Below are 23,055 nucleotides of genomic sequence, written 5' to 3'. Positions count from 1 at the left end.
GTCACCCCTTGGTGGCCCCCGCGGTGAGGCCGCCGACCAACTGCCGTTCGGCGACGGCGTAGAAGGCCAGCGCCGGGGCCATGGCGAGGACGAGGTAGGCGAAGACGCGGGCGTAGTCCGCCGCGTACTGGCCCTGGAACTGCTGGACGCCGATCGGCAGCGTCCACCAGGTGCTGTCGGTGAACACCAGCAGCGGCAGGAAGAAGTTGTTCCAGCTGGTGACGACCGCGAGCACCGACACCGTGCCGAGCGCGGGGCGGGCCATCGGCAGCAGCACCCGCCAGAAGAACCCGAACGGGCCGCACCCGTCGAGCGTGGCGGCCTCCTCCAGCTCGCCGGGGATCTGCCGGAAGAAGCCGCGCAGGATGATGATGGTCATCGGCAGCCCGAACGCGGCCTGCGGCAGGATCACCCCCAGCGGGTTGTCCAGCAGGCCGAGCGAGCGCAGCAGCAGGAACAACGGCAGCGCGGCCACCGCGAACGGGAACATCAGCCCCATCGTGAACACGGTGAACAGCACCTCGCGGCCCCGGAAGGCGAACCGCGCGAAGGAGAACGCGGCGAGCGCGGAGAGGGCGACCACCAGCACCGTCGTCGCCACCGCGATCAGCGTGCTGTTGCCGACCAGCCGCCAGAAGTCCCCGGAGCCGAGGATGCCGGTGTAGTTGCCGATCACCCAGGGCGCGGGCAACCCGACGGGGTTGCGGGAGAGTTGGTCGGTGGACTTGAAGCCGGACAGCACCGCGTACAGCAGCGGAACGGCCATCACGGCGCCGATGACGACCAGGACCCCGTGGAGCGTCAGGGCCCGGGCGGGCCTGCGCGGGCTCACGCGCCGCCTCCCCTCATGGTGGTGGTGGCGCCTTCGAGGTCGCGGCGGAGCACGAACCGCTGGTAGGCGAGGGAGAAGACCAGGCAGATGCCGAACATGACGACGCTGATGGCGCTGGCGTAGCCGACCTGGTAGCGCTTGAAGCCGTACTGGAACATCGTCACGGCGAGGGTCTCCGAGTGGTGGTCGGGGCCGCCCTGGGTGACCACCCACACCAGGTCGAAGAGCTGGATGGAGCCGATCACCGACAGGAAGACGCTGATGCGCAGCGTGGGCGCGAGCAGCGGCAGGGTGACATTGCGGAACCGCTGCCAGGGTCCGGCGCCGTCGATCAGCGCGGCCTCGGTCAACTCGGCCGGGACGGACTGGAGTCCGGCCAGGTAGAGCATCATGTGGAAGCCGAAGTACTTCCACGTCATGACGAGGAACAGGGTCGCCATCACGGTCGAGGGGCCGGCGAACCACTCCCCGCCGAGCCCGTCGAGGCCGACCGCGCCCAGGACATGGTCGGCGAGCCCGTCGCCCGGCGCGAAGACCATGCTGAACAGGACGCCGGTGATCGCCTCGGAGAGCACATAGGGCGCGAAGAACAGCATCCGGTAGACGGCCCGGCCGCGCAGCTTCTGGTTGAGCAGCACCGCGATACCGAGCGCGAACGGCAGTTGCAGCGCGAGCGAGAGGGCCACCAGGACCAGACAGCGCCCCAAGTCGCCCAGGAACACGGGGTCTTGGAAGAGCCGGGTGAAGTTGTCGGTGCCGGAGTAGTCGGTCGGCATCCCGAAGCCGCCCCAGCGGAAGAAGGACGCGTACAGCGCGAACAGCATCGGCAGCAGGACCAGGCCGATGAAGAGCACCAGGGCGGGGAGTTGGAAGCCGACCGCGGTGAGCAGGTTCAGCAGGCGCCGCCGTCTGCGCCCCGGGGCCGCGCCGGAGGACGGGGGCTCCGCGGCGGTGCCGGGGCCCGTCCGTCGGTCCGGGAGGAAGGTGGAGGTCATCGCCGGTTACTGCTCTTCCTTCGCGGTCTTCGTGATCGACTGTGCGACCTGCTCGGGGGACATGGACCCGGCGATGAGCGCGGCCACGCTGTCGTTGACCTCCTGGCCGACGGCGGGCGGATACGCCTGGTCGAGGTAGAGCTGGAACCCGGTGGCGCTCTTCAACTGTGCTTGAACGGCTTTGGTGTTGGCGTCTTCGAGGGCGCTCTCGGCGGCCGGTACGACGGGCAGTACGCCGGTCTTCTCGACGAGTTGGCGGTCGGTGGTCTCGGAGGCGAAGAACTTCAGGAAGTCGACGGCCGCCTGCGGGGCGCCCCGGCGCAGCGCGTGCCCGCCGCCGCCCCCGAACACCTCGGTGAGCGCGCCCTTGCCGCCCTCGACGGCCGGGAACGGGAAGAAGCCGAGGTCGGCGCCGAGCCCCTTTCCCGCGTCCGCCTCGACCGAGGGGGCCCACTGGCCCATGAGTTCCATGGCGGCCTTGCCGTTGCCGACGGTCGCGGCCTGCCCGGTCGGCGTGGAGTAGGCGGCGCCGAGGAACCCCTTCTGGAACGGCTGGAGTTGGACCAGGTCCTTGAGGTGGGCGCCGGCCTTCACGATCCCCGGATCACTGAAGTCCTTGTCGGCGGCGGCCCTTTGCAGCGCGGCGATCCCCGCGGTGCGCATCGCGAGGTAGGCCCAGTAGTACATGCCGGGCCACTTCTCCTTGCCCGCCAGCGCGAGGGGCGTGAGCTGGGCGGACTTCAACGTGCTGACGGCTTCGAGGAATTGGCCCCAGGTGGTGGGGGGCTCGCTGATGCCGGCCCGTTCGAAGAGGGCCTTGTTGTACCAGAAGCCGACCATGCCGACGTCGAAGGGGATGCCGTACACCTTCTTGTCGACGAGGTAGGGCTGTCTGGCGGCCGGCAGCAGGTCGCCGGCCCATGGCTCCGTCCGGTCGGTGAGGTCCTCGACGAGTCCGGCGTCGACCTGCTGTCCGAGGATGCCGCCGCCCCAGGTGTGGAAGATGTCCGGGAGCTTGCCGGAGGCGGTGAGCGCGGTCATCTTCGCCTTGTAGGCGTCGTTCTCCAGCTGGACGGTCTTGATGGTGACGTCGGGGTGCTGGGTCTCGAACTTCTTGGCGAGCTGGGCCCAGACGCTCTTGGCGGGCTCGGTGGTGGAGATGTTCCACCACTCGATCGTCGTCCGCCCCGACGAGGAGCCGCTGTCCGATTCCCCGCCGCAGCCGCTCAGTGCCGTCATGCCCAGACCGGCCGCGGCGGAGGCCGAGAGGAAGCCGCGGCGGGACAGTTCCCGGTCGCCCATGTTGCGCTCCTTGGGTACGGGAGGCCGTGTCCACGGCCTCCCACTGGCACCGAAAGTTTCGGAGAAGATCCGGAAAGATGCGTCGTTGCCGCACCCTAGAGACACCTCCCAAACGGTGGCAACCCCTTGTACGCCGCGAATCCGCAGCCAACTCCCTTACCGTCACGGGACATTGATCCCCGGGCCACGCACCGCCCCACCCCCCACCACCGAAACATTCGCCCCCAGACCCGAACATTACGAAGCCACCCCTCGCCCCAGCGACCACCACCCCGCACCAGCACGGGCACCCCCACCGACTGCCACCGCTCCCGAGAGCCGGCGCCCCCACCGACACGACCGAGTCCCGGAGACCGGCACCCCACATCAACCGTTTCCAGCCACCGGAACCCCCACCACCTCCCGCCCCCACCCCCGCACGCCATGACGCTCCGTACGCCCAGCCCCCTCCCCCGTACGGCCCAACCGCGCCCCGGCCCCCCGAACTCCGCCCCGCACCGCCCGCGCAACGCCGACAAGGCCGGTCTTAACGGAAGTTTGACGCTTCCGAGCTGATCATCTGTGGGCCCTCGCGTCACTCTCTGCTTACGCTGGTGCGGCCGTCCGCGTGATGGCCGGAACCTCACGCTGAGCCACCCACCAGGAGCACGCCGATGGCCACCACCCAGCCCCCGCCCGCCAGCCGTCTGCGTACCTGGATGCTGCAAGGCCTGTCCGAGATGGGCGGCAAGACCGGCACCCCGGCCACCCAGCCCCACGCCGAGCCCCCGCACAAGGGCCAGCCCTGGTGGCGGGTGATGTGCCTGACCGGCGTCGACTACTTCTCGACCCTCGGCTACCAGCCGGGCATCGCGGCGCTCGCGGCCGGTCTGCTCTCCCCCATCGCGACGATCGTGCTGGTCGTCGTCACCCTGGCGGGCGCGCTGCCGGTGTACCGGCGGGTGGCCGAGGAGAGCCCGCACGGCGAGGGCTCGATCGCGATGCTGGAGCGGCTGCTGTCGTTCTGGAAGGGCAAGCTGTTCGTCCTGACCCTGCTGGGCTTCGCCGCCACCGACTTCCTCATCACGATCACCCTGTCGGCCGCCGACGCCTCCACCCACCTGATCGAGAACCCGCATCTGACCAGCGCCCTGCACGACAAGCAGATGCTGATCACCCTGATCCTGGTGGCCCTGCTCGGCGCGGTCTTCCTCAAGGGCTTCCTGGAGGCCATCGGCGTCGCGACCGCCCTGGTCGGCCTCTACCTCACGCTGAACGTCGTCGTCGTGGCCGTCGGCCTCTGGCACGTCGTCACCGCCGAACATGTGATCACCGACTGGTCCAGCGCCCTCACCACCGAGCACGGCAACGCCTTCGCGATGATCGGCGTCGCCCTGATCGTCTTCCCCAAGCTCGCCCTCGGCCTGTCCGGCTTCGAGACCGGCGTCGCCGTGATGCCGCACGTCAAGGGCGACCCGGGCGAGACCGAGGAACGGCCCACCGGCCGCATCCGGGACACCAAGAAGCTGCTCACCACGGCCGCCCTGATCATGAGCGTGTTCCTGATCGCCACCAGCTTCATCACCACGCTGCTCATCCCGGAGAAGGAGTTCAAGTCCGGCGGCGACGCCAACGGCCGCGCGCTCGCCTACCTCGCCCACGAGTACCTGGGCGGCGTCTTCGGCACGATCTACGACATCTCCACCATCGCCATCCTCTGGTTCGCCGGCGCCTCCGCGATGGCCGGACTGCTCAACCTGATGCCGCGCTACCTCCCCCGCTACGGCATGGCCCCGCACTGGGCACGCGCGGTCCGCCCGATGGTCATCGTCTTCACCCTCGTCGCCTTCCTGGTCACCTGGATCTTCAACGCCGACGTCGACGCCCAGGGCGGCGCCTACGCCACCGGCGTCCTGGTGCTGATCAGCTCCGCCGCGATCGCCGTCACCATCGCCGCCCGCAAGGCGGGCCAACGCCGTTGGAGCATCGGCTTCGCGGTGATCGCCGCGGTCTTCCTCTACACGACGGTCGTGAACGTCATCGAGCGCCCCGACGGCGTGAAGATCGGCGCCTGCTTCATCGCCGGCATCATCCTGGTCTCGCTGCTCTCCCGGCTGGCCCGCGCCTTCGAACTCCGCGTGAACGGCGTGACGCTCGACCCCATGGCGGAACGTTTCATCAGAGACATGGCCAGCCGGAAGATCCGGTTCATCGCCAACGAGCCCGACCAGCGCGACCCGGCCGAGTACCGGGAGAAGCTGGAGCAGATCCGCAACGACAACGACATCCCCGGCGAGGACTTCGTGTTCGTCGAGGTGACGGTGGCCGACCCCTCCGAGTTCGAGTCCGTCGTCACGGTGCGCGGCGAGGTCCTGCACGACCGGTACCGGGTGCTGACCCTGGAGTCGTCCTCCATCGCCAACGCCCTGGCCGCCCTGCTGCTGCACGTCCGCGACTCCACGGGCTGCATTCCGCACATGTACTTCGAGTGGACCGAGGGCAATCCGTTCGCCAACTTCCTGCGCTTCCTCCTCTTCGGCCAGGGCGAGGTCGCCCCGGTCACCCGCGAGGTGCTGCGCGAGGCGGAACGGGACCGCAAACGCCGCCCCCGCGTCCACACCGGCTGACGGTCCCCCGCCGAGCCCGGGCCGCCGCTCCCGCCTATCGTGAGCGGCATGCAGTCCTACACCATCGGCCAGGCAGCGCGGCTGCTCGGCGTGAGCCCCGACACCGCCCGCCGCTGGGCCGACGCGGGCCGCGTGCCGACCCACCGCGAGGAGAGCGGCCGCCGCCTCATCGAGGGCCGGGACCTGGCGGCGTTCTCCGTCGAACTCGCCCGGGCCAACGCCGCCGAGGACGAGCCGACGTCGTACACCTCGGTCCGCAACGCCTTCCCCGGCATCGTCACCGCCATCAAGCTCGGCGATGTCGCCGCCCAGGTGGAGATCCAGGCCGGCCCGCACCGGCTGGTCTCCCTGCTCACCCGCGAGGCCGTGGAGGAACTCGGCCTGGAGGTCGGCGTGGAGGCGACGGCCCGGGTGAAGTCGACGAATGTCCATATCGACCGTGTCTGACCGATCACCGGACCGGCTCCGTAGGAACGCACATGCCAACGCCCCGCCGTATCACGCCCGCTCATGCGATGTGACAGGAGACGTACGCCTCGCATCTGCGTCAGTATGATCGGCGGACAGGGGCGGCCCCACCGGCTTCTCCCCACCGAGACACCAGGGAGTGGACCCGTGATGACCCGTTCCGCGCGCCGGACCCGCCGTTCGTTGCAGGTGGCCGGCGCAGGAGTCGCCGCGCTGCTCACCCTGAGCGCCTGTTCCTCCTCCGACTCCGGCACGACGGCGGACGCCACCCCGTCCGCTTCCTCTTCCTCATCCGCCTCCTCGAAGCTCTCCGGCGACATCACCGTCTTCGCGGCGGCCTCCCTCCAGGGCAGCTTCCAGACGCTGGCCGACCAGTTCGAGAAGGAACACCCGGGCACCAAGGTCCACTTCAGCTTCGGCGGCAGCGACACCCTCGCCGCGAACATCACCGGCGGTGCCCCCGCCGACGTCTTCGCCGCCGCCAGCACCAAGACGATGGCGATCGTGACGGACAAGGGCGACGCGGCCGGCACGCCCACCACGTTCGTCCGCAACCAGCTGGAGATCGCCACCCTGCCGGGCAACCCCGACAAGATCACCTCCCTCAAGGACCTGACCAGGTCGGGCCTCAAGGTCGTGCTGTGCGACAAGACGGTGCCGTGCGGCGCCGCCGCCCAGAAGGCCCTGACCGCCAGCAAGTTGAAGCTGACCCCGGTCTCCTACGAGCAGGACGTGAAGTCCGCGCTCAACAAGGTGGTCCTGAAGGAGGCGGACGCGGCCGTCGTCTACAAGACGGACGTGAAGGCCGCCGGCGACAAGGTCGAGGGCGTGGAGTTCCCGGAGTCCGCCAGCGCCATCAACGACTATCCGATCGCCCTCCTGAAGGACGCCCCGAACGCCCCCGTGGCCAAGGCGTTCATCGCCCTGGTCGAGTCCGCCGACGGCCAGAAGGTCCTGAACGCGGCCGGGTTCCTCAAGCCGTGACCCCACCGGCCCAGTCCGCCGCCCGGACCGCCCCCCGCCGGGACGGTCCGCGGCGCGGCCGGAACCGGCCCCTCCGCATCCACCGGGGCGTGCCGCTCCCCCTGCTGCTGCCGGCCGTGCTGGGCCTGGCGTTCCTGCTGCTGCCGCTGCTCGCGCTGCTGGTCCGCGCCCCCTGGAGCACCCTGCCCGACCAGCTGACCAGCACCCAGGTGTGGCAGGCGCTGCGCCTGTCCCTGCTGTGCGCCACCTCCGCGACGGCGGTGAGTCTCGTCGTCGGCGTCCCGCTGGCCTGGGTCCTGGCCCGCACCGAGTTCCCCGGCCGGGGTCTGGTCCGCGCCCTGGTGACGCTGCCGCTGGTGCTGCCGCCGGTCGTCGGCGGTGTCGCCCTGCTGCTCGCCCTCGGCCGCAACGGCATCATCGGCCAGTGGCTCGACTCCTGGTTCGGCATCACCCTGCCGTTCACCACGGCGGGCGTCGTGATCGCCGAGGCGTTCGTGGCGATGCCGTTCCTGGTCATCAGCGTCGAGGGCACCCTGCGCGCCGCCGACCCCCGCTACGAGGAGGCGGCCACCACCCTGGGCGCCTCCCGCTTCACCGCGTTCCGCCGGGTCACCCTGCCGCTGATCGCGCCGGGCGTCGCGGCGGGCGCCGTCCTCGCCTGGGCGCGGGCGCTGGGCGAGTTCGGGGCGACGATCACCTTCGCGGGCAACTTCCCCGGCCGCACCCAGACCATGCCGCTCTCGGTGTACCTCGCCATGCAGAGCGACCCGGAGGCGGCGATCGCGCTCAGTCTGGTGCTCCTCGCCGTGTCGATCGCGGTGCTCGCGGGGTTGCGGGACCGCTGGATGACGGCTTCATGACCCACACCCCGGAGCCGGGCGACGCGGTCGGCCTCGACGCCCATCTCGTCGTCGCGCGCGGCGACTTCCGCCTCGACCTCACGCTGACCGCCGCCCCCGGCGACGTCGTCGCCCTGCTCGGTCCCAACGGCGCGGGCAAGACCACCGCACTGCGCGCCCTCGCCGGGCTCGTCCCCCTCTCCGGGGGCCATCTGCGGCTGGACGGCGCGGTGTTGGACCGGACACCGCCCGAACGACGGCCGGTCGGCGTGGTCTTCCAGGACTATCTGCTGTTCCCGCATCTCAGTGCCCTCGACAACGTGGCGTTCGGCCCGCGCTGCCACGGCGCCTCCAAGGCCGCGGCCCGCGCCCGCGCCGCCGGGTGGCTGAAGCGTCTGGGCCTCGCCGAACACGCCGATGCGAAACCGCGTCGGCTCTCCGGCGGCCAGGCCCAACGCGTCGCCGTGGCAAGGGCGTTGGCGACCGGCCCGCGGCTGCTGCTGCTCGACGAGCCGCTCGCCGCCCTCGACGCCCGCACCAGGCTGGAGGTCCGCGCCCAACTCCGGCGCCACCTGGCCGAGTTCGAGGCGGTCGCCGTTCTCGTCACGCACGATCCGCTGGACGCGATGGTGCTGGCCGACCGGTTGGTCGTCATCGAGCGGGGCGAGATCGTCCAGGAGGGCGCCCCGGCCGACATCGCGCGCCGCCCCCGCACCGACTACATCGCCCAGCTGGTCGGCCTCAACCTCTACCGGGGCCGCGCCGAGGGGCAGACGGTCCGGCTCGACACGGGTCAGTCCGTCGCCGTCACCGAACTCCTGTCGGGGGACGCCTTCGTGGCGTTCCCGCCGAACGCCGTCACCCTGCACCGGGACCGCCCGACCGGCGTGAGCGCCCGCAACCTCTGGCGCTGCGAGGTCGCGGGTCTGGAGAGCCACGGCGACCAGATCCGCGCCCAGCTCACCGGCGAACTCCCGCTGCTGGCCGACCTCACGACGGTCGCCGCGGCCGAACTCGACCTCCGCCCGGGCGCCCCGGTCTGGGCCACCCTCAAGGCGTCCCAGACCCATGCCTACCCGGCATAGCGAAAAGGGGCCCCGCCGAAAGACGGAGCCCCCTCACTCACGCTCAGTCCTCGTACGCGTCCAGCGGCGGGCACGAGCAGACGAGGTTGCGGTCACCGAAGGCCTGGTCGATCCGGCGCACCGGCGGCCAGTACTTGTCGGCGGCCGACACCCCGGCCGGGAAGACGGCCTCCTCGCGCGTGTACGCGTGCTCCCACTCACCGCCGAGCGCGGCCGCGGTGTGCGGGGCGTGGCACAGCGGGTTGTCATCGGCCGGCCAGTCGCCCGCGCCGACCTTCTCGATCTCGCCGCGAATCGCGATCATCGCCTCGCAGAAACGATCCAGCTCGATCAGGTCCTCGGACTCGGTCGGCTCGATCATCAGCGTGCCGGCCACCGGGAACGACATCGTCGGCGCGTGGAAGCCGTAGTCGATCAGCCGCTTGGCGACATCGTCGACGCTCACGCCGGTCGCCTTGGTCAGCGGGCGCAGATCGATGATGCACTCGTGCGCGACCAGCCCGCCGGGGCCGGTGTACAGCACCGGGTAGTGCGGCTCCAGGCGCTTGGCGATGTAGTTGGCGGACAGCACGGCGACCTGCGTGGCCCGCTTCAGCCCCGCGCCGCCCATGAGCCGTACGTACGACCAGGAGATCGGCAGGATGCCCGCGGAACCCCACGGCGCCGCCGAGATCGGGCCGACCCCGGTCTCGGGTCCGGCGGCGGGCTGCAACGGGTGGTTGGGCAGATACGGCGCGAGATGCGCGCGCACCCCGACCGGTCCGACGCCGGGCCCGCCGCCGCCGTGCGGGATGCAGAACGTCTTGTGCAGGTTCAGGTGCGAGACGTCGCCGCCGAAGTGCCCCGGCTTGGCGAGCCCGACCAGCGCGTTCAGGTTGGCGCCGTCGACGTACACCTGGCCGCCCGCCTCATGCACCTGGGCGCAGATGTCGGCGACGTGCTCCTCGAACACGCCGTGCGTCGACGGGTAGGTGATCATCAGCACGGCCAGCTCGTCCCGGTGCTGCTCGATCCGGGCCCGCAGATCCTCGACGTCGATCTCGCCGTCCCCCGCGGTCTTCACGACGACGACCTTCATGCCGGCCATCACGGCGCTGGCGGCGTTCGTGCCGTGCGCGGACGACGGGATCAGACACACCGTCCGCCGCTCGTCCCCGTTGGCCCGGTGATACCCCCGCACGGCGAGCAGCCCGGCCAACTCCCCCTGCGACCCGGCGTTCGGCTGGAGGGACACCTTGTCGTACCCGGTGACCTCGGCGAGCCGCTCCTCCAGCTCCCGGATGAGGGTGAGGTACCCCTGCGCCTGCTCGGCCGGCGCGAAGGGGTGCAGCTGCCCGAACTCCGGCCAGGTCACCGGCTCCATCTCGGTCGTCGCGTTGAGCTTCATGGTGCAGGAACCGAGCGGGATCATGCCCCGGTCCAGCGCGTAGTCCCGGTCGGCGAGCCGCCGCAGGTAGCGCAGCATCGCCGTCTCGGAACGGTACTGGTGGAAGACGGGGTGCCCGAGGATCTCGTCATCACGCAACAGCCCCGCCGGAACGGCGTCCAGGGCGACGGCGTCCAGCGCCTCGACGTCCCCCTCGACCCCGAACGCGTTCCACACGGCGCCGAGACGGGACCGGGTGGTGGTCTCGTCGCAGGCGAGGGAGACGTGGTCGGCGTCGACGAGCCGGAGGTTGACGCCGTTCTCCCGCGCGGCGGCGACGACCCCGGCGGCCCGGCCGGGCACCCGCGCGGTCAGGGTGTCGAAGAACGCGCCGTGCACGATCTCGACCCCGCCGGCCCGCAGCCCCTCGGCGAGGATCGCGGCGTAGCGGTGGGTGCGGCGGGCGATGCCCCGAAGGCCCTCGGGCCCGTGGTGGACGGCGTACAGGCCGGCCATGACGGCGAGCAGCACCTGCGCGGTGCAGATGTTGCTGGTCGCCTTCTCGCGCCGGATGTGCTGCTCACGCGTCTGGAGGGCGAGCCGGTAGGCGCGGTTCCCGTCGACGTCCACGGACACGCCCACCAGCCGCCCGGGCAGGCTGCGGGCGAACTTCTCGTGGACGGCCATGTACCCGGCGTGCGGCCCGCCGAAGCCCATCGGCACCCCGAACCGCTGCGTGGTGCCGACGGCGATGTCCGCGCCCAGCTCCCCGGGCGACTTCAGCAGCGTCAGCGCGAGCAGGTCGGCGGCGACGGTGACGAGGGCGCCGCGCTCGTGCGCCTCGTCGATCAGCGGCTTCAGGTCCCGCACGGCACCGGAGGCGCCGGGGTACTGCACGAGGACGCCGTTGATCTCCCGGCCGGCGAGGTCGGCGGGAATCCCGGCCCCGAGGTCGGCGACGACGATCTCCACGCCGGTCGGCTCGGCCCGCGTCTCGATCACGGCGATCGTCTGCGGCAGGGTGTCCGCGTCGATCAGGAACAGGCCCTTCTTGTTCCTGCCCATACGCCGGGACAGCGCCACGGCCTCGGCGGCGGCGGTGCCCTCGTCGAGCAGCGAGGCGCCGGAGGTGGGCAGCCCGGTGAGGTCGGCGACCATGGTCTGGAAGTTGAGCAGCGCCTCAAGACGCCCCTGCGAGATCTCCGGCTGGTACGGCGTGTAGGCGGTGTACCAGGCCGGGTTCTCCATGACGTTGCGCAGCACGACCGGCGAGGTGAAGGTGCCGTAGTAGCCGAGCCCGATCATCGAGTCGAGCACCTTGTTCCGGTCCGCGAGCGACCGCAGCTCCGCGAGCACCTCGGCCTCGGTACGGGCGCCCGGCAGATCCAGCGCGTCGGCGTTCTTGATCACGTCCGGCACCGCGGCAGCGGTCAGCTCGTCCAGCGAGCCATAGCCGACCTGCGCGAGCATCTTGGCCCGTGCCTCATGGTCGGGCCCGATATGACGCTGCTCGAACGGAATGCCCTGTTCGAGTGCGGCGAGTGGGGTGCGGTGGGGAGTCATGGGCGGAGGCCTCCTGGTCTGAGCGACCTTCGAGGGGCACCCCGGCGCGGGTACCCCGACGGCCTCCCCCTCTGTCATCTCGACCTGAGAGCTTCACCGGCCACGCCCGAGGGCTGCCGGCTTTCACCGTCGGTGAGAGTGGGAGCCGTCGACACCCGCTCTGCTTTCCAGAGTGACCTCGTCCGTGCGGTACGTGAGCCTGAGAGATTCCGGGGAGGATTTGCTCCTTCGGCGCCTCCGGTGATGTCCGGAGGACTCTCCCGCGCGGGGTCAGCAGCCGCTGCCAGCCTACCAGCGCGTCTTCAGCACCGATTTTCGACTGGACGCACCGCCTAATGTGCTCTTTTGTAGTGCTTACGGATGAGTTGCGACCAAGAGGAGGGCCCGTGCAGACCGATATCGATCCGCGCAACCTGATCGGCCGCAAGGCGTTCGACTGCAACGGCACCAAGATCGGCACCGTCGACGAGATCTACCTCGACGACGCGACCGGCGTGCCGGAGTGGGCGGCCATAAGGACCGGCCTGTTCTCCCGGGACGCCTTCGTGCCCCTGGAGCCCAGCGAGCTGGTCGAGGGCACCCTGCACATCCCGTTCGACCGGTCCCTGATCAAGGACGCCCCCGACTTCGGCGTCGGCCGCCACCTCTCCCCCGAACAGGAACTCCAGCTCTACCACCACTACGGCCTCGACGTCGCCGCCCCGTCGCCCTCCCCCTTCCCCGACCGTGACTTCGGAAAGCTGGCCGGCTCGGAAGACCCCTGAGCGCCGGCCTCCTCCCCGGCCTCCTCGGCTTCCTCCCCGGCCTCCCCGGCCTCCCCAGCCTCCCCGGCCTCCGGCGACACGAGCACGAGCGGCAGCGGCTCGGCCGGCTCCAGCTCCGTGTCGTCGGTCCGGAACGTCCGCACCCGCCCCGCCACCGTGTCCTGCGGCGTCTCGAACCGCACGGTGACCCGCCCGAGCCCGCTCCCCTGGACCCACCCGTGCCCGAACCGGGCATGCCGCACATCATGGCCCGCGGCCCACCCACGCTCCCGGGGTACCGCCTCCACCGCCACCGGCTCCGGGGGCGTCTCCTCCAGCACGAGCGCCGCCCGCTCCCCCGCGGCCTGCGCGAACAGGTCCTCCTGCGTGTAGTCGGCCAGCCCGGTGACCCCGACCCCGAGCAGCCGGACACCGCCCGTGGTGTCCACCGAGTCCAGCAGCCGGGCCGCCGCCTCCCGCACCACCTCCGGATCGTCGGTGGGCCCGCGCAGCGTCTCCGAGCGGGTCAGTGTCGAGAAGTCGTACCGGCGCACCTTCAGCACGATCGTCCGCCCCGAGAACCCGGCCCCGCGCAGCCGCCCCACACACCGGTCGGCCAGCCGCCGCACCTCGCCCGCGACCCGGACCCGGTCATGGATGTCGACGTCGTAGGTGTCCTCCACCGACACCGACTTGGCCTCGCGCTCGGCGTTGACCGGCCGGTCGTCCAGCGCCAGCGCCATCGCGTACAGCCCGTGCCCGTGTGCCTTGCCCAGCAGCCGCACCAGCTCGTCCTCACCGGCCTCGGCCAGCTCGTCGACCGTGGTGATCCCGGCCCGCCGCAGATGATCGCCGGTGGCCGGCCCGACGCCCGGCAGCGTCCGCACCGGCATCGGCCCGAGCAGCGCCCGCTCGGTCCCCGGCTCGATCAGGACCAGGCCGTCGGGCTTGGCGTCCTCGGAGGCGATCTTCGCGAGCATCTTGGACGCGGCGAGCCCGACGGACCCGGTGAGCCCCGTGACGGCCCGTATGTCGGCCCGCAGCCGCTCCCCCACCCGCAGCGCCGAGTCCCGGTCCCAGGCGGCCCCCGCGGCCTCCAGGTCCACGAACGCCTCGTCCAGGCTCAGCGGCTCCACCAGTGGCGACAGCGCGTGCAGGAGCCCCATCACCTGCTCGCTGACCGCCCGGTAGAGCCCGAAGCGCGGCATCAGGTACGCGGCGTTCGGCGCGAGCCGCCGCGCCTGCCCCATCGGCATCGCCGACCTGACCCCGAAGACCCGCGCCTCGTAGGAGGCGGTGGCGACCACACCCCGGGGCCCGAGCCCGCCCACCACGACGGCTTTTCCCCGCAGGCTCGGCTTGGACGCCTGCTCCGCCGAGGCGTAGAAGGCATCCATGTCGAGATGCAGGATCGTGGGCGCGGTTCTCACATCTCCGATGCTGCCCTACGCCACTGACAACGCCCCGCCGCGACGCCTCAGACGGCCTTGTTGCGCCGCCGGGCCAGCTCGTCGGCCGGGTTCTGCCCGATCAGGGTCTCGCCGGTGTCGATCCGCTCGCCGTGCAGCTGCGACAGCGCGTTCTCCACGTCCCGCCACACCACCCCGACGGCGATCCCGAAGACGCCCTGGCCACCCTGGAGCAGCGCGTGCACCTCGTCGGGCGACGTGCACTCGTAGACGGTGGCGCCGTCGCTCATCAGCGTCATCCGCTCCAGATCGCTGAAGCCCCGTTCCCGCAGATGGGCGACGGCGGCCCGGATGTTCTGCAAGGACACGCCCGTGTCCAGGAACCGCTTGACGATCTTCAGGACGACGACGTCCCGGAAGCTGTACAGCCGCTGCGTCCCCGACCCGTACGCGGGCCGCACACTCGGCTCGACGAGCCCGGTACGGGCCCAGTAGTCCAGCTGCCGATAGGTGATGCCGGCCGCCGCGCAGGCCGTCGGGCCGCGGTAGCCGATCTCCTCGGACCCCATGGACGCCGCCCCTCCGCCGCCGGGCACGGCCGCCGGTCGCCTCGGGGCGTGGTCGGCCGAGCTGTTGTGAAGCGGGTACGGACCACTCTGCACCGGACTGCGTCCGGGGGAGCCCCCAGCCGTGCCGTCGCCGCTGCTTCTCACGCCGACCTCCGTCCTTGACCTGCCTTCTCGACGGTAGGCAGTCACCAGGGGCGCGTCAACGATCGCCACACTCGGCACGCCGAGTGATAATCACCCCAGGAGTGGTTTCCCGTACCCCACCGCGGGGAAAGGCTAGCCGAATGCGCTCGCGACGAGCCGCAGGACGCACCACTCACCGACGCCAATTGCCGTCTGTCGCACCGCCCGACAACGAACACCGGCCCGCACGGACCGCGTCGGTCCGCCGGGCCGACGACGCTCACTGATTGCTGGTGCCGAAGTCCTCCGGCGAGATCTGGTCGAGGAACTCACGAAACTTCTCGACCTCGTCCTCCTGCTCGTCCGGGATCGCGATACCGGCGTCGTCGAGCACCCCGTCACTGCCGTAGATCGGCGTTCCGGTGCGCAGCGCGAGCGCTATGGCGTCGGACGGCCGGGCGCTGACCTCCACCCCGCTGGCGAAGACCAGCTCCGCGTAGAAGACGCCGTCCCGCAGGTCCGTGATGCGCACTTCGGTCAGCTCCTGGCCGACGGCCTCCAGCACGTCCTTGAACAGGTCGTGGGTCAGCGGTCGCGCGGGGGCCATGCCCTGCTGCGCGAAGGCGATCGCCGTCGCCTCTCCCGGCCCGATCCAGATGGGGAGGTAGCGGTCGCCTCCCACTTCGCGCAGGAGCACGATCGGTTGGTTGGAGGGCATTTCGACCCGGACACCTACGACATCGAGCTCGTTCACACAGCAACCCTAGGACGTGCTCGGGATGTTTGGGTAGTCGGGCCCGGAACCGGAGGACTATCCGGCCTCCCCCGACCCGCCGGTTCAGGGCAGCCGCACACCCAGCGCGGTCCGCACCAGGGCGCCGTGCAGCTTCACCGTGAGCGCCGCCAGCTCCTTGGTACGGGCCTCGGCGTGGGCCCGGGTCTGCGGGTTGCGGTGGAGCTTGAGCGGGGCCACCACCTGGTCCACCAGACCGGCCTCGCGGTCCGCCGCCGCCTTCATGGACCGCAGATGGCGCGGCTCGATCCCGAACCGGCCCAGTTCCAGCACGAGGGCCGCCACGGTGACCGCCTCCGCGTCGAACGACCCGTCCGGCAGCGCCGTCAGCAGCCCGTACGACTCCCACTCGGCGAGCACCTGCTCGTCGACGTCGGCGGCCGCGAGCAGCTCGGCGCGGCCGATCCTGGCCGCCGTGGGACCCTCCAGGACCTCCAGGGCGGCCTCTCCGTCCCGCTGGCGCCCCACCACGGGCAACGGCGGGGCCTCACCGCGCTCCATGGCGTCCAGGTGCTCACGGATCACCTTGAGGGGCAGATAGTGGTCCCGCTGCATCCTCAGCACATGGCCGAGGCGCTCGACGTCGGCGGGGCTGAACTTGCGGTACCCCGAGGGCGTCCGCTGCGGCTCGATGAGCCCCTCCGACTCCAGGAAGCGGATCTTGGAGATGGTGACTTCGGGGAACTCGTCGCGCAGCGCGTTCAGCACGGTGCCGATACTCATCAGCCCGCTGTCCGTGGCGGCGGTGCCGTGTCCGGCACCGCCGCTCGGTGTTCGCAGCATGGACCTTCCCTCGGATTCCTCCGGACCTGGTCCGGAGGCGGGTCAGTAACCCGGCTGACTCGCGTAGAAGACCAGCCGGTACTTGCCGATCTGCACCTCGTCGCCGTTGGCCAGGTCGACCTGGTCGATCCGCTCGCGGTTGACGTACGTGCCGTTCAGGCTGCCCACGTCGGCGACCGTGAACGAGGCGTCCGCCGCGCGGCGGAACTCCACGTGCCGGCGCGAGACCGTCACGTCGTCCAGGAAGATGTCGCTCTGCGGGTGGCGCCCGGCGGTCGTCAGGTCGCCGTCCAGCAGGAAGCGGCTGCCCGAGTTCGGCCCGCGGCGCACGACCAGGAGGGCGGAGCCCACCGGCAGTGCGTCCACGGCGGCCTGCGCCTCGGGAGACAGCGCCGGCAGCTGCGTCTGACCGGTGACCTCGGCGTCGTAGGCCTCAAGACCGGAGATGGAGATCGTGGACGTCGTCTCGGACGGCCGTTCCGGCGTGGCGCCGGGCCGCAGCGGCGCACCGCAGTTGGAGCAGAAGCGGCTGTTCTCCGCGTTGCGGTTACCGCACCTCGTACACACCAGGGCTGACATAGGGGAAAACCCTCCACCCGTACTTGAGGTTGACGGTTGTCCAAAACCTATGTCGCCGGACTGGCCAGGGTCAACCGACGCCGCGCCCTGGCCACCGTCCGGACCGCCGACCTGATCCCGGAACAGCGGGCGTTCGCCGTCCGCGTCGGGCTGCACGCGATGGTGGGCGGTCGCGTTGGCGTTGCCCTCTCGCTGACTCTTGCCGAACAACTTCGCAAACAACTTCACGGGCGATTCCCCTTGACCGAAACAGACCCGCCCGTGGGGCAGGACGAACCCTGATTCCATACACCGGCCGACCCGGACATCCTCACAACGTCCGTAACCACCAGACAGTTTCCACCACGCACCAGCCAATCCGTGCGCCGACCCCCCGCAACCTCATGCCCCTGCCGGACGAGCTCCATGCACCCCCGGTTCACCGGGAGGACGACCGAGCGTAGTCAGGCTTCTTCGCCGCTCGCAAGGCGTCCACAACGATCTTGTCGGACCGCTCGACGGTCACGGTGGCCTGCTCCTTCTCAAGGGTCTGCACCACGCCTCCAGGGATGTTGAGCGCCGGTTCGAGGTCCGCCGGCTTGCCGATGACCTTGAAACGATAGGGCGCGTTGATCTTGTTCCCGTCGACGCTCACGCTCTTGCCCGAGTCGGTGAGATAGGTGTTGGCCACCACGCGCACGCCGTTCACCTGGATCGCCTCCGCGCCCGCGGCGCGCAGTTCCTGGATCGCGTTGAGCAGCATGTCCGCCTCGACCGTCCCCTTCGTGTCGTCGATGGTCATCGTGATGCCGGGACCCTGCGCGGCCACGGTGCCCGCCAGAATGCCGAGTTGCTTCTCCTTCTCGACGGTCTGCTTGCGGGCCTCCTCGGCCTGGTCCGAACTGTTCTCCAGTTCGTCGCGCTGCTTCTCCAGTCCCTGCTTCTCGTCCTCAAGACGCTGAGTGCGGTCATCCAGTTCATCGAGGATGCGCACAAGATCTTCCTGACGTGCCCCGCGCAGCGCACTGTCACTGTCGCTGTTCGACGCGACCTGCACGGCCAGGCCGAATCCGAGCCCGAACAGCAAGAGGGCGACGATGAGTTGGGCACGCGTCACGCGCGGCGGCCACAGTCCCTGGATCAACCGTTGACGCCCCGTCAACCCGGGCGGCTGCGCGGGCGCGTCCTCGGCGGGCTCGGGGGCCGCGCCGGCCGGCACCTCAGCGGGCAGCTCTTTGCGCAGCCGATGCTGCGGCTCACCTTCTTGGTTGCTCATCGGCGTCACGCCCTGAAGACGTGCCGGCGGATCGCCGCGGCGTTGGAGAAGATGCGGATGCCGAGAACGACGACGACACCGGTCGACAGCTGCGCGCCCACGCCCAACTTGTCGCCCAGGAAGACGATCAGAGCGGCGACGACCACATTGGAGAGGAACGACACCACGAAGACCTTGTCGTCGAAGATGCCGTCGAGCATGGCCCGCAGCCCTCCGAAGACGGCGTCGAGCGCCGCCACCACGGCGATCGGCAGGTAAGGCTCGACGACTGCCGGAACCTCCGGCCGGACCAAAAGGCCGGCCACCACTCCCACGACGAGGCCCAGTACGGCGATCACGATGTGCCCTTCTCGGTTTTCGGCTGTGCTGTACGAACGATCACACTCGGTGCTGCCGGCAGTTGGAGGCCGCTCTCCACGGAGATGGCCGTCCGGATGCCGTAGGTCTCTTGCAGGGCGTGCAGATAGAGCCCGTCAGCGCTGTTCTGGAACGTGGTGCTCAGCTTCTTCCCGTCCCCCACGGCGAGCACCGTGTAGGGCGGGACCAGCGGCTTGTTGTCGACCAGTATCGCGTCTCCCGCGGCCCGGATCGCCGAAAGCGCCGTCAGCCGCTGCCCGTTGATGGAGATCGCCTCGGCCCCGGACTCCCACAGTCCGTTGACCACGCGTTGCAGATCACGGTCCCGGAGCCGACCGGTGTCGGAGAACCCGGAGGTCTCCCGGGGGTTGCCGTCGCCGCCGGTGCTGGCTTCCTTGGCGTCGTTCACGACGAGCTTCACACCGGGACCGTGCACGGCGACGGCGCCCGACAACAGGCCCACCAGGTCGGCCTGGTCGCCACCGCCGCTCGTCCTGAGAGCTTTCTTCTGCCGGGCGCTCACGTCGTCACGCAGGGTGTCGACGGCGCCCTCCAGCTTGTCGGCCGCTGTGGTCTCACGGTCGATGCGGTCGATCAGTTCCTCGCGCTCCTTGGCGACGACGGGGGCCGCCACGCGCGCCTGTGCCGCGCCCACGGTGACCACCAGCGCGGCCAGCACCAGACCGGCGGCGAGACCTAGCCGGGAACGCAGCGTCCTGGGCAGGCCCGCGTCACCCGCGGCGCGCTTCCGGTCGGCCGCCTCGGCGTATCCGTCGTCGAGGCTGTGGTCCATGACGTTGGTGAGCAGCGACATGGAGGCGTCCGGACGCGAGGGTGGCGTAGGTGTCCTCCGAACGGGGGGCTGCTGCGGCATGCCGCACATCGTCGCACGTCGCGACCAGTACCTCCGAATGGCCCCATCCACGTGCCGGACAGGCCCCCTTGAGGGCACCTGCCCGGCACGCGCGCGTGGTAGGCGATCAGCGTCCGGCGCTGTCCACGACGGCCGCCCACTCGTCGAGCAGGGCCTGCGCGGAGGTGTCGTCGGGGCCCTCCGCCCACAGGTGGGTGACGGCCTCGGCGGGGTCCGGCAGCACCATCACCCAGCGCCCGTCGGCCTCGACGACCCGTACCCCGTCCGTGGTGTCCACGAAGCGATCTCCGGCCGCCTCCACGACCCGGCGCATCACCAGGCCCTTGACGGCCCAGGGAGTCGCCAGATCGCGCTTGAGGACGTGCGCCCCCGGAATCCGGGCGTCGATCTGGCTGAGCGTGAGCTGCGTGCGCGCCACCAGGCCGATCAGCCGGACGAAGGCCGCCGTCCCGTCGAACACACTGCTGAACTCCGGGACGATGAAGCCGCCCCGCCCGTCACCGCCGAAGATGGTCGAGTCGTCGCGTCCGACACGGGTCAGGTCGTCGGGCGACGTGGTCGTCCACTCCACCTGCGTGCCGTGGTAGGCGGCCACCTGCTCGGCGATCCTGGTCGTGGTCACCGGCAGCGCCACCCGCCCGCTGCGCCGCTCCGCGGCCACCAGGTCGAGCATCACGAGCAGCGCCCGGTCGTCCTCGATGATCCGGCCCTTCTCGTCGACGAGCGACAGCCGCTCACCGACGGGGTCGAATCGCACGCCGAACGCGGCACGCGAGGACGCCACGATCTCGCCGAGCCGCACCAGCCCCGCCCGCCGCACTTCGGCCGTCTCGGTCGGCCTGGACTCGTCGAGACCGGGGTTGACGGTCAGCGAGTCGACGCCGAGCTTCCCGAGCAGGCTGGGCAGCACCAGCCCCGCACTGCCGTTCGAGGCGTCGACGACGACTTTCAGCCCCGAGTCGGCGATGCCCGTGGTGTCGACGTTCCGCAGCAACGACCCGGTGTACGAGTCGAAGACGCTGGCCGGAAAGTGCAGGTCGCCGATCTCACCGGGGAACGCGCGCCGGTACTCCTGCCGTGCGAACACCCGGTCGAGCTTGCGCTGACTGCCCTGCGACAGGTCGGCGCCCTGGCCGTCGAAGAACATGATGTCGACGGAGTCCGGCACCCCGGGCGTGGTCCTGATCATGATGCCGCCGGCGCTGCCCCGCGCGGTCTGCTGCCGCGCCACCGGCAGCGGAACGTTCTCCAGATCCCGAACGTCGATGGCGCTGGCCTGCAACGCGGAGATGACCGCCCGTTTGAGCGCACGGGCACCACGGGAGTGGTCGCGGGCGGTGGTGACGGTGGACCCCTTCTTCAGGGTCGTCGCGTACGCACCGGCGAGACGCACCGCCAGCTCTGGCGTGATCTCGACGTTCAGAATGCCGGACACGCCACGGGCGCCGAACAGATGTGCCTGTCCTCTGGACTCCCAGATGACCGAGGTGTTGACGAAGGCACCGGCCTCGATGGTCTTGAACGGGTAGACCCGCACGTTCCCCTGGATGATCGACTCTTCGCCGATGAGGCACTCGTCGCCGATGACGGCGCCGTCCTCGATCCGGGCGGCCCGCATGATGTCGGTGTTCTTCCCGACGACACAGCCCCGCAGATTGCTGTGCTCACCGACGTACACGTTGTCGTGGACGACGGCCCGGTGCAGAAAGGCGCCGCTCTTCACGACGACGTTGGAGCCGATGACGGAGTGCTCACGGATTTCGGCGCCGGCCTCGACCTTGGCGTAGTCACCGATGTAGAGCGGCCCGCGCAGAACGGCGTCCGAGTGCACCTCGGCGCCCTCGGCCACCCACACGCCGGGCGAGATCTCGAATCCGTCGAGTTCGACGTCGACCTTGCCCTCCAGGACATCTGCCTGGGCCTTCACATAGCTCTCGTGCGTACCAACGTCCTCCCAGTAGCCCTCGGCGATATAGCCGTAGATGGGCTTGCCTTCCTTCATCAGCTGAGGGAAGACGTCACCGGACCAGTCGACGGACACATCGGCTTCGACGTAGTCGAAGACTTCGGGTTCCATGACGTAGATGCCGGTGTTGACGGTGTCGGAGAAGACCTGTCCCCAGGTCGGCTTCTCCAGGAACCGCTCGACCTTGCCCTCTTCGTCGACGATGGTGATACCGAATTCCAACGGATTCGGCACCCGCGTCAGACAGACGGTGACCAGGGCTCCCTTTTCCTTGTGGAAGCTGATCAGATCGGTGAGGTCGAAGTCGGTCAGGGCATCACCGGAGATGACGAGGAACGCGTCGTCGCGCAAAGCCTCTTCGGCGTTCTTGACGCTGCCTGCGGTACCGAGTGGCTTCTCCTCATTGGCATAGGTGAGCTCCATGCCGAGCTCTTCACCGTCACCGAAGTAGTTCTTGACCAAAGAGGCCAGGAACTGCACGGTGACGACGGTCTCGTTCAGCCCATGCCTTTTCAGCAGCCGGAGTACATGCTCCATGATCGGTCGATTGACCACGGGCAGGAGCGGCTTGGGCATGCTTGAGGTCATGGGGCGAAGGCGTGTGCCTTCACCGCCAGCCATCACGACGGCCTTCATGTCGGAAGCGTCCTCCTCGAAGAGACGACGGTACTGCCGACTTCACCCGTCAGGATTGTCCCGCACTTTTCCGTCGGGGGCCATCGAGACCACGGCCGCCCCGATCGGCGGGCTCAATCGTCCTGGGCGTCTGCGCGGATCAGTCGGCGGACTTGTACCACGTACAGGACTCCTGCCCACCAGTAGAGGGTTGTACCCCATCCGGCGAACGCCCATCCGAAAATAGCAGCGAGTGACGAGATCCAGCTACTTCCGTCACTGAGCAGGAGCAGAGGGAAGGCGTACATGAGGTTGAAGGTGGCGGCCTTCCCAAGGAAGTTCACCTGCGGCGGCGGATAGCCGTGCCGTCTGAGGATGCCGACCATCACCATCAGAACCAGCTCGCGTGCCAGCAGGAGAGACGTCAGCCAAATCGGCAGGATCTCGCGCCAGGTGAGGCCGACGAGAGTCGAAAGAATGTAGAGCCGGTCGGCCGCGGGATCGAGAAGCCGGCCGAGGTTGCTGATCTGGTTCCAGCGTCGTGCCAGCTTGCCGTCCAGATAGTCACTGACTCCACTCAGAGCCAACACCAGCAGCGCCCAGCCGTCGCTCTGCGGGCCCCCGAACTCGGGCCTCAGAATCAGCCACAGAAACAGCGGCACGCCGAGCAGTCTCGCCATGCTGAGGATGTTGGGGATGGTGAGCACCCGGTCCGTCTGGACACGGGTCTCCTGGACCTCCACCCGGGGGCCTCCTGATGAGGAAAAGTGACGATGATGCCCCCTGACCCTACCTCAACGCAAAAAAGCTCCGGCTCTTGGGCGTGATGCCCAAGAGCCGGAGCTATAAAAGGAGTTCGGCGGCGTCCTACTCTCCCACAGGGTCCCCCCTGCAGTACCATCGGCGCTGTGAGGCTTAGCTTCCGGGTTCGAAATGTAACCGGGCGTTT

The 23,055-nt window shown here is 69.9% G+C and carries 20 protein-coding genes, 1 rRNA gene and 1 riboswitch; of the genes, 6 read left to right on the top strand and 15 right to left on the bottom strand.

Annotation, left to right across the window (positions count from 1 at the left end):
* Position 1: 1 nt before the first annotated feature.
* The 3 genes from ACIQOU_RS34750 to ACIQOU_RS34740 all read right to left on the bottom strand — a co-directional run bounded on the left by ACIQOU_RS34750 (position 2) and on the right by ACIQOU_RS34740 (position 3,129).
* Complete coding sequence (locus tag ACIQOU_RS34750) at positions 2–766, bottom strand: carbohydrate ABC transporter permease (RefSeq protein WP_401544151.1); 765 nt, start codon at positions 764–766, stop codon at positions 2–4.
* 62 nt (positions 767–828) lie between these two features.
* Entirely contained in the window at positions 829–1,827 is a 999-nt protein-coding gene (locus tag ACIQOU_RS34745; protein ID WP_401543928.1) for a carbohydrate ABC transporter permease, read from the bottom strand.
* A 6-nt stretch (positions 1,828–1,833) separates the two neighbouring features.
* Positions 1,834–3,129, bottom strand: coding sequence for an extracellular solute-binding protein (locus tag ACIQOU_RS34740; protein WP_401543925.1), 1,296 nt, complete (start codon positions 3,127–3,129; stop codon positions 1,834–1,836).
* A gap of 653 nt (positions 3,130–3,782) precedes the next feature.
* Between ACIQOU_RS34740 and ACIQOU_RS34735 the strand changes: the two genes are divergently transcribed.
* The 5 genes from ACIQOU_RS34735 (at position 3,783) to ACIQOU_RS34715 (ending at position 9,111) form a co-directional block, all read left to right on the top strand.
* The gene (locus ACIQOU_RS34735) at positions 3,783–5,735 is read left to right on the top strand and encodes an APC family permease (protein WP_401543923.1); all 1,953 of its coding nucleotides are present in this window, start codon (positions 3,783–3,785) and stop codon (positions 5,733–5,735) included.
* A gap of 48 nt (positions 5,736–5,783) precedes the next feature.
* Entirely contained in the window at positions 5,784–6,182 is a 399-nt protein-coding gene (locus ACIQOU_RS34730) for a molybdopterin-binding protein (RefSeq protein ID WP_401543920.1), read from the top strand.
* A 171-nt stretch (positions 6,183–6,353) separates the two neighbouring features.
* On the top strand, positions 6,354–7,187 hold the full coding sequence (modA, locus tag ACIQOU_RS34725) for a molybdate ABC transporter substrate-binding protein (RefSeq protein ID WP_401543917.1): 834 nt from the start codon (positions 6,354–6,356) through the stop codon (positions 7,185–7,187).
* Positions 7,184–8,047, top strand: coding sequence for a molybdate ABC transporter permease subunit (gene modB / locus ACIQOU_RS34720; RefSeq protein WP_401543915.1), 864 nt, complete (start codon positions 7,184–7,186; stop codon positions 8,045–8,047). The genes modA and modB overlap by 4 nt, the downstream gene beginning before the upstream one ends.
* On the top strand, positions 8,044–9,111 hold the full coding sequence (locus ACIQOU_RS34715) for an ABC transporter ATP-binding protein (protein ID WP_401543912.1): 1,068 nt from the start codon (positions 8,044–8,046) through the stop codon (positions 9,109–9,111). The genes modB and ACIQOU_RS34715 overlap by 4 nt, the downstream gene beginning before the upstream one ends.
* Before the next feature lie 43 nt (positions 9,112–9,154).
* Here ACIQOU_RS34715 and gcvP read toward each other — a convergent pair whose 3' ends face one another.
* On the bottom strand, positions 9,155–12,040 hold the full coding sequence (gene gcvP / locus ACIQOU_RS34710) for an aminomethyl-transferring glycine dehydrogenase (protein ID WP_401543910.1): 2,886 nt from the start codon (positions 12,038–12,040) through the stop codon (positions 9,155–9,157).
* A gap of 177 nt (positions 12,041–12,217) precedes the next feature.
* Positions 12,218–12,313, bottom strand: a riboswitch (glycine riboswitch).
* 113 nt (positions 12,314–12,426) lie between these two features.
* Between gcvP and ACIQOU_RS34705 the strand changes: the two genes are divergently transcribed.
* Positions 12,427–12,804 (top strand): PRC-barrel domain-containing protein, encoded by a 378-nt coding sequence (locus ACIQOU_RS34705; protein WP_401543907.1) that lies wholly within the window; start codon positions 12,427–12,429, stop codon positions 12,802–12,804.
* Here ACIQOU_RS34705 and ACIQOU_RS34700 read toward each other — a convergent pair.
* The 11 genes from ACIQOU_RS34700 to rrf form a co-directional block, all read right to left on the bottom strand.
* Positions 12,720–14,213 carry a DNA polymerase IV gene (locus ACIQOU_RS34700; RefSeq protein ID WP_401543905.1) on the bottom strand — a complete coding sequence of 498 codons (1,494 nt, stop codon included), beginning with the start codon at positions 14,211–14,213 and terminating at the stop codon, positions 12,720–12,722. The two genes, ACIQOU_RS34705 and ACIQOU_RS34700, sit on opposite strands and share 85 nt — an antisense overlap.
* A gap of 47 nt (positions 14,214–14,260) precedes the next feature.
* Positions 14,261–14,905, bottom strand: coding sequence for a MerR family transcriptional regulator (locus ACIQOU_RS34695; protein ID WP_401543902.1), 645 nt, complete (start codon positions 14,903–14,905; stop codon positions 14,261–14,263).
* Positions 14,906–15,164: 259 nt separating this feature from the next.
* Entirely contained in the window at positions 15,165–15,638 is a 474-nt protein-coding gene (locus ACIQOU_RS34690) for a bifunctional nuclease family protein (protein WP_128976543.1), read from the bottom strand.
* 84 nt (positions 15,639–15,722) lie between these two features.
* Positions 15,723–16,460: a MerR family transcriptional regulator gene (locus tag ACIQOU_RS34685; RefSeq protein WP_401543899.1), complete on the bottom strand. Its 738-nt coding sequence runs from the start codon at positions 16,458–16,460 to the stop codon at positions 15,723–15,725.
* 42 nt (positions 16,461–16,502) lie between these two features.
* On the bottom strand, positions 16,503–17,396 hold the full coding sequence (locus ACIQOU_RS34680; RefSeq protein ID WP_401543896.1) for an FHA domain-containing protein: 894 nt from the start codon (positions 17,394–17,396) through the stop codon (positions 16,503–16,505).
* Positions 17,397–17,457: 61 nt separating this feature from the next.
* Positions 17,458–18,294 (bottom strand): DUF881 domain-containing protein, encoded by an 837-nt coding sequence (locus tag ACIQOU_RS34675; RefSeq protein WP_401544148.1) that lies wholly within the window; start codon positions 18,292–18,294, stop codon positions 17,458–17,460.
* A 5-nt stretch (positions 18,295–18,299) separates the two neighbouring features.
* Complete coding sequence (locus tag ACIQOU_RS34670) at positions 18,300–18,632, bottom strand: small basic family protein (protein ID WP_003988855.1); 333 nt, start codon at positions 18,630–18,632, stop codon at positions 18,300–18,302.
* Positions 18,629–19,525 (bottom strand): DUF881 domain-containing protein, encoded by an 897-nt coding sequence (locus ACIQOU_RS34665; protein WP_401543894.1) that lies wholly within the window; start codon positions 19,523–19,525, stop codon positions 18,629–18,631. Before ACIQOU_RS34665 ends, ACIQOU_RS34670 begins: the two co-directional genes overlap by 4 nt.
* Positions 19,526–19,631: 106 nt before the next feature.
* On the bottom strand, positions 19,632–22,127 hold the full coding sequence (locus ACIQOU_RS34660; RefSeq protein ID WP_401543891.1) for a sugar phosphate nucleotidyltransferase: 2,496 nt from the start codon (positions 22,125–22,127) through the stop codon (positions 19,632–19,634).
* A 113-nt stretch (positions 22,128–22,240) separates the two neighbouring features.
* A complete protein-coding gene (locus ACIQOU_RS34655) occupies positions 22,241–22,849 on the bottom strand; it encodes a CDP-alcohol phosphatidyltransferase family protein (protein ID WP_401543888.1) in 609 nt (202 codons plus the stop codon).
* Positions 22,850–22,960: 111 nt separating this feature from the next.
* Positions 22,961–23,055: ribosomal RNA gene (rrf, locus tag ACIQOU_RS34650) — 5S ribosomal RNA — on the bottom strand; the annotation flags it as partial.

Origin of the sequence: Streptomyces sp. NPDC091279, from assembly GCF_044757465.1 — a bacterium.
Classification (GTDB): Bacteria; Actinomycetota; Actinomycetes; order Streptomycetales; family Streptomycetaceae; genus Streptomyces.
The sequence above is the reverse complement of the archived record's forward strand: the minus strand, read 5'-3'. Positions and strand labels throughout refer to the sequence as shown.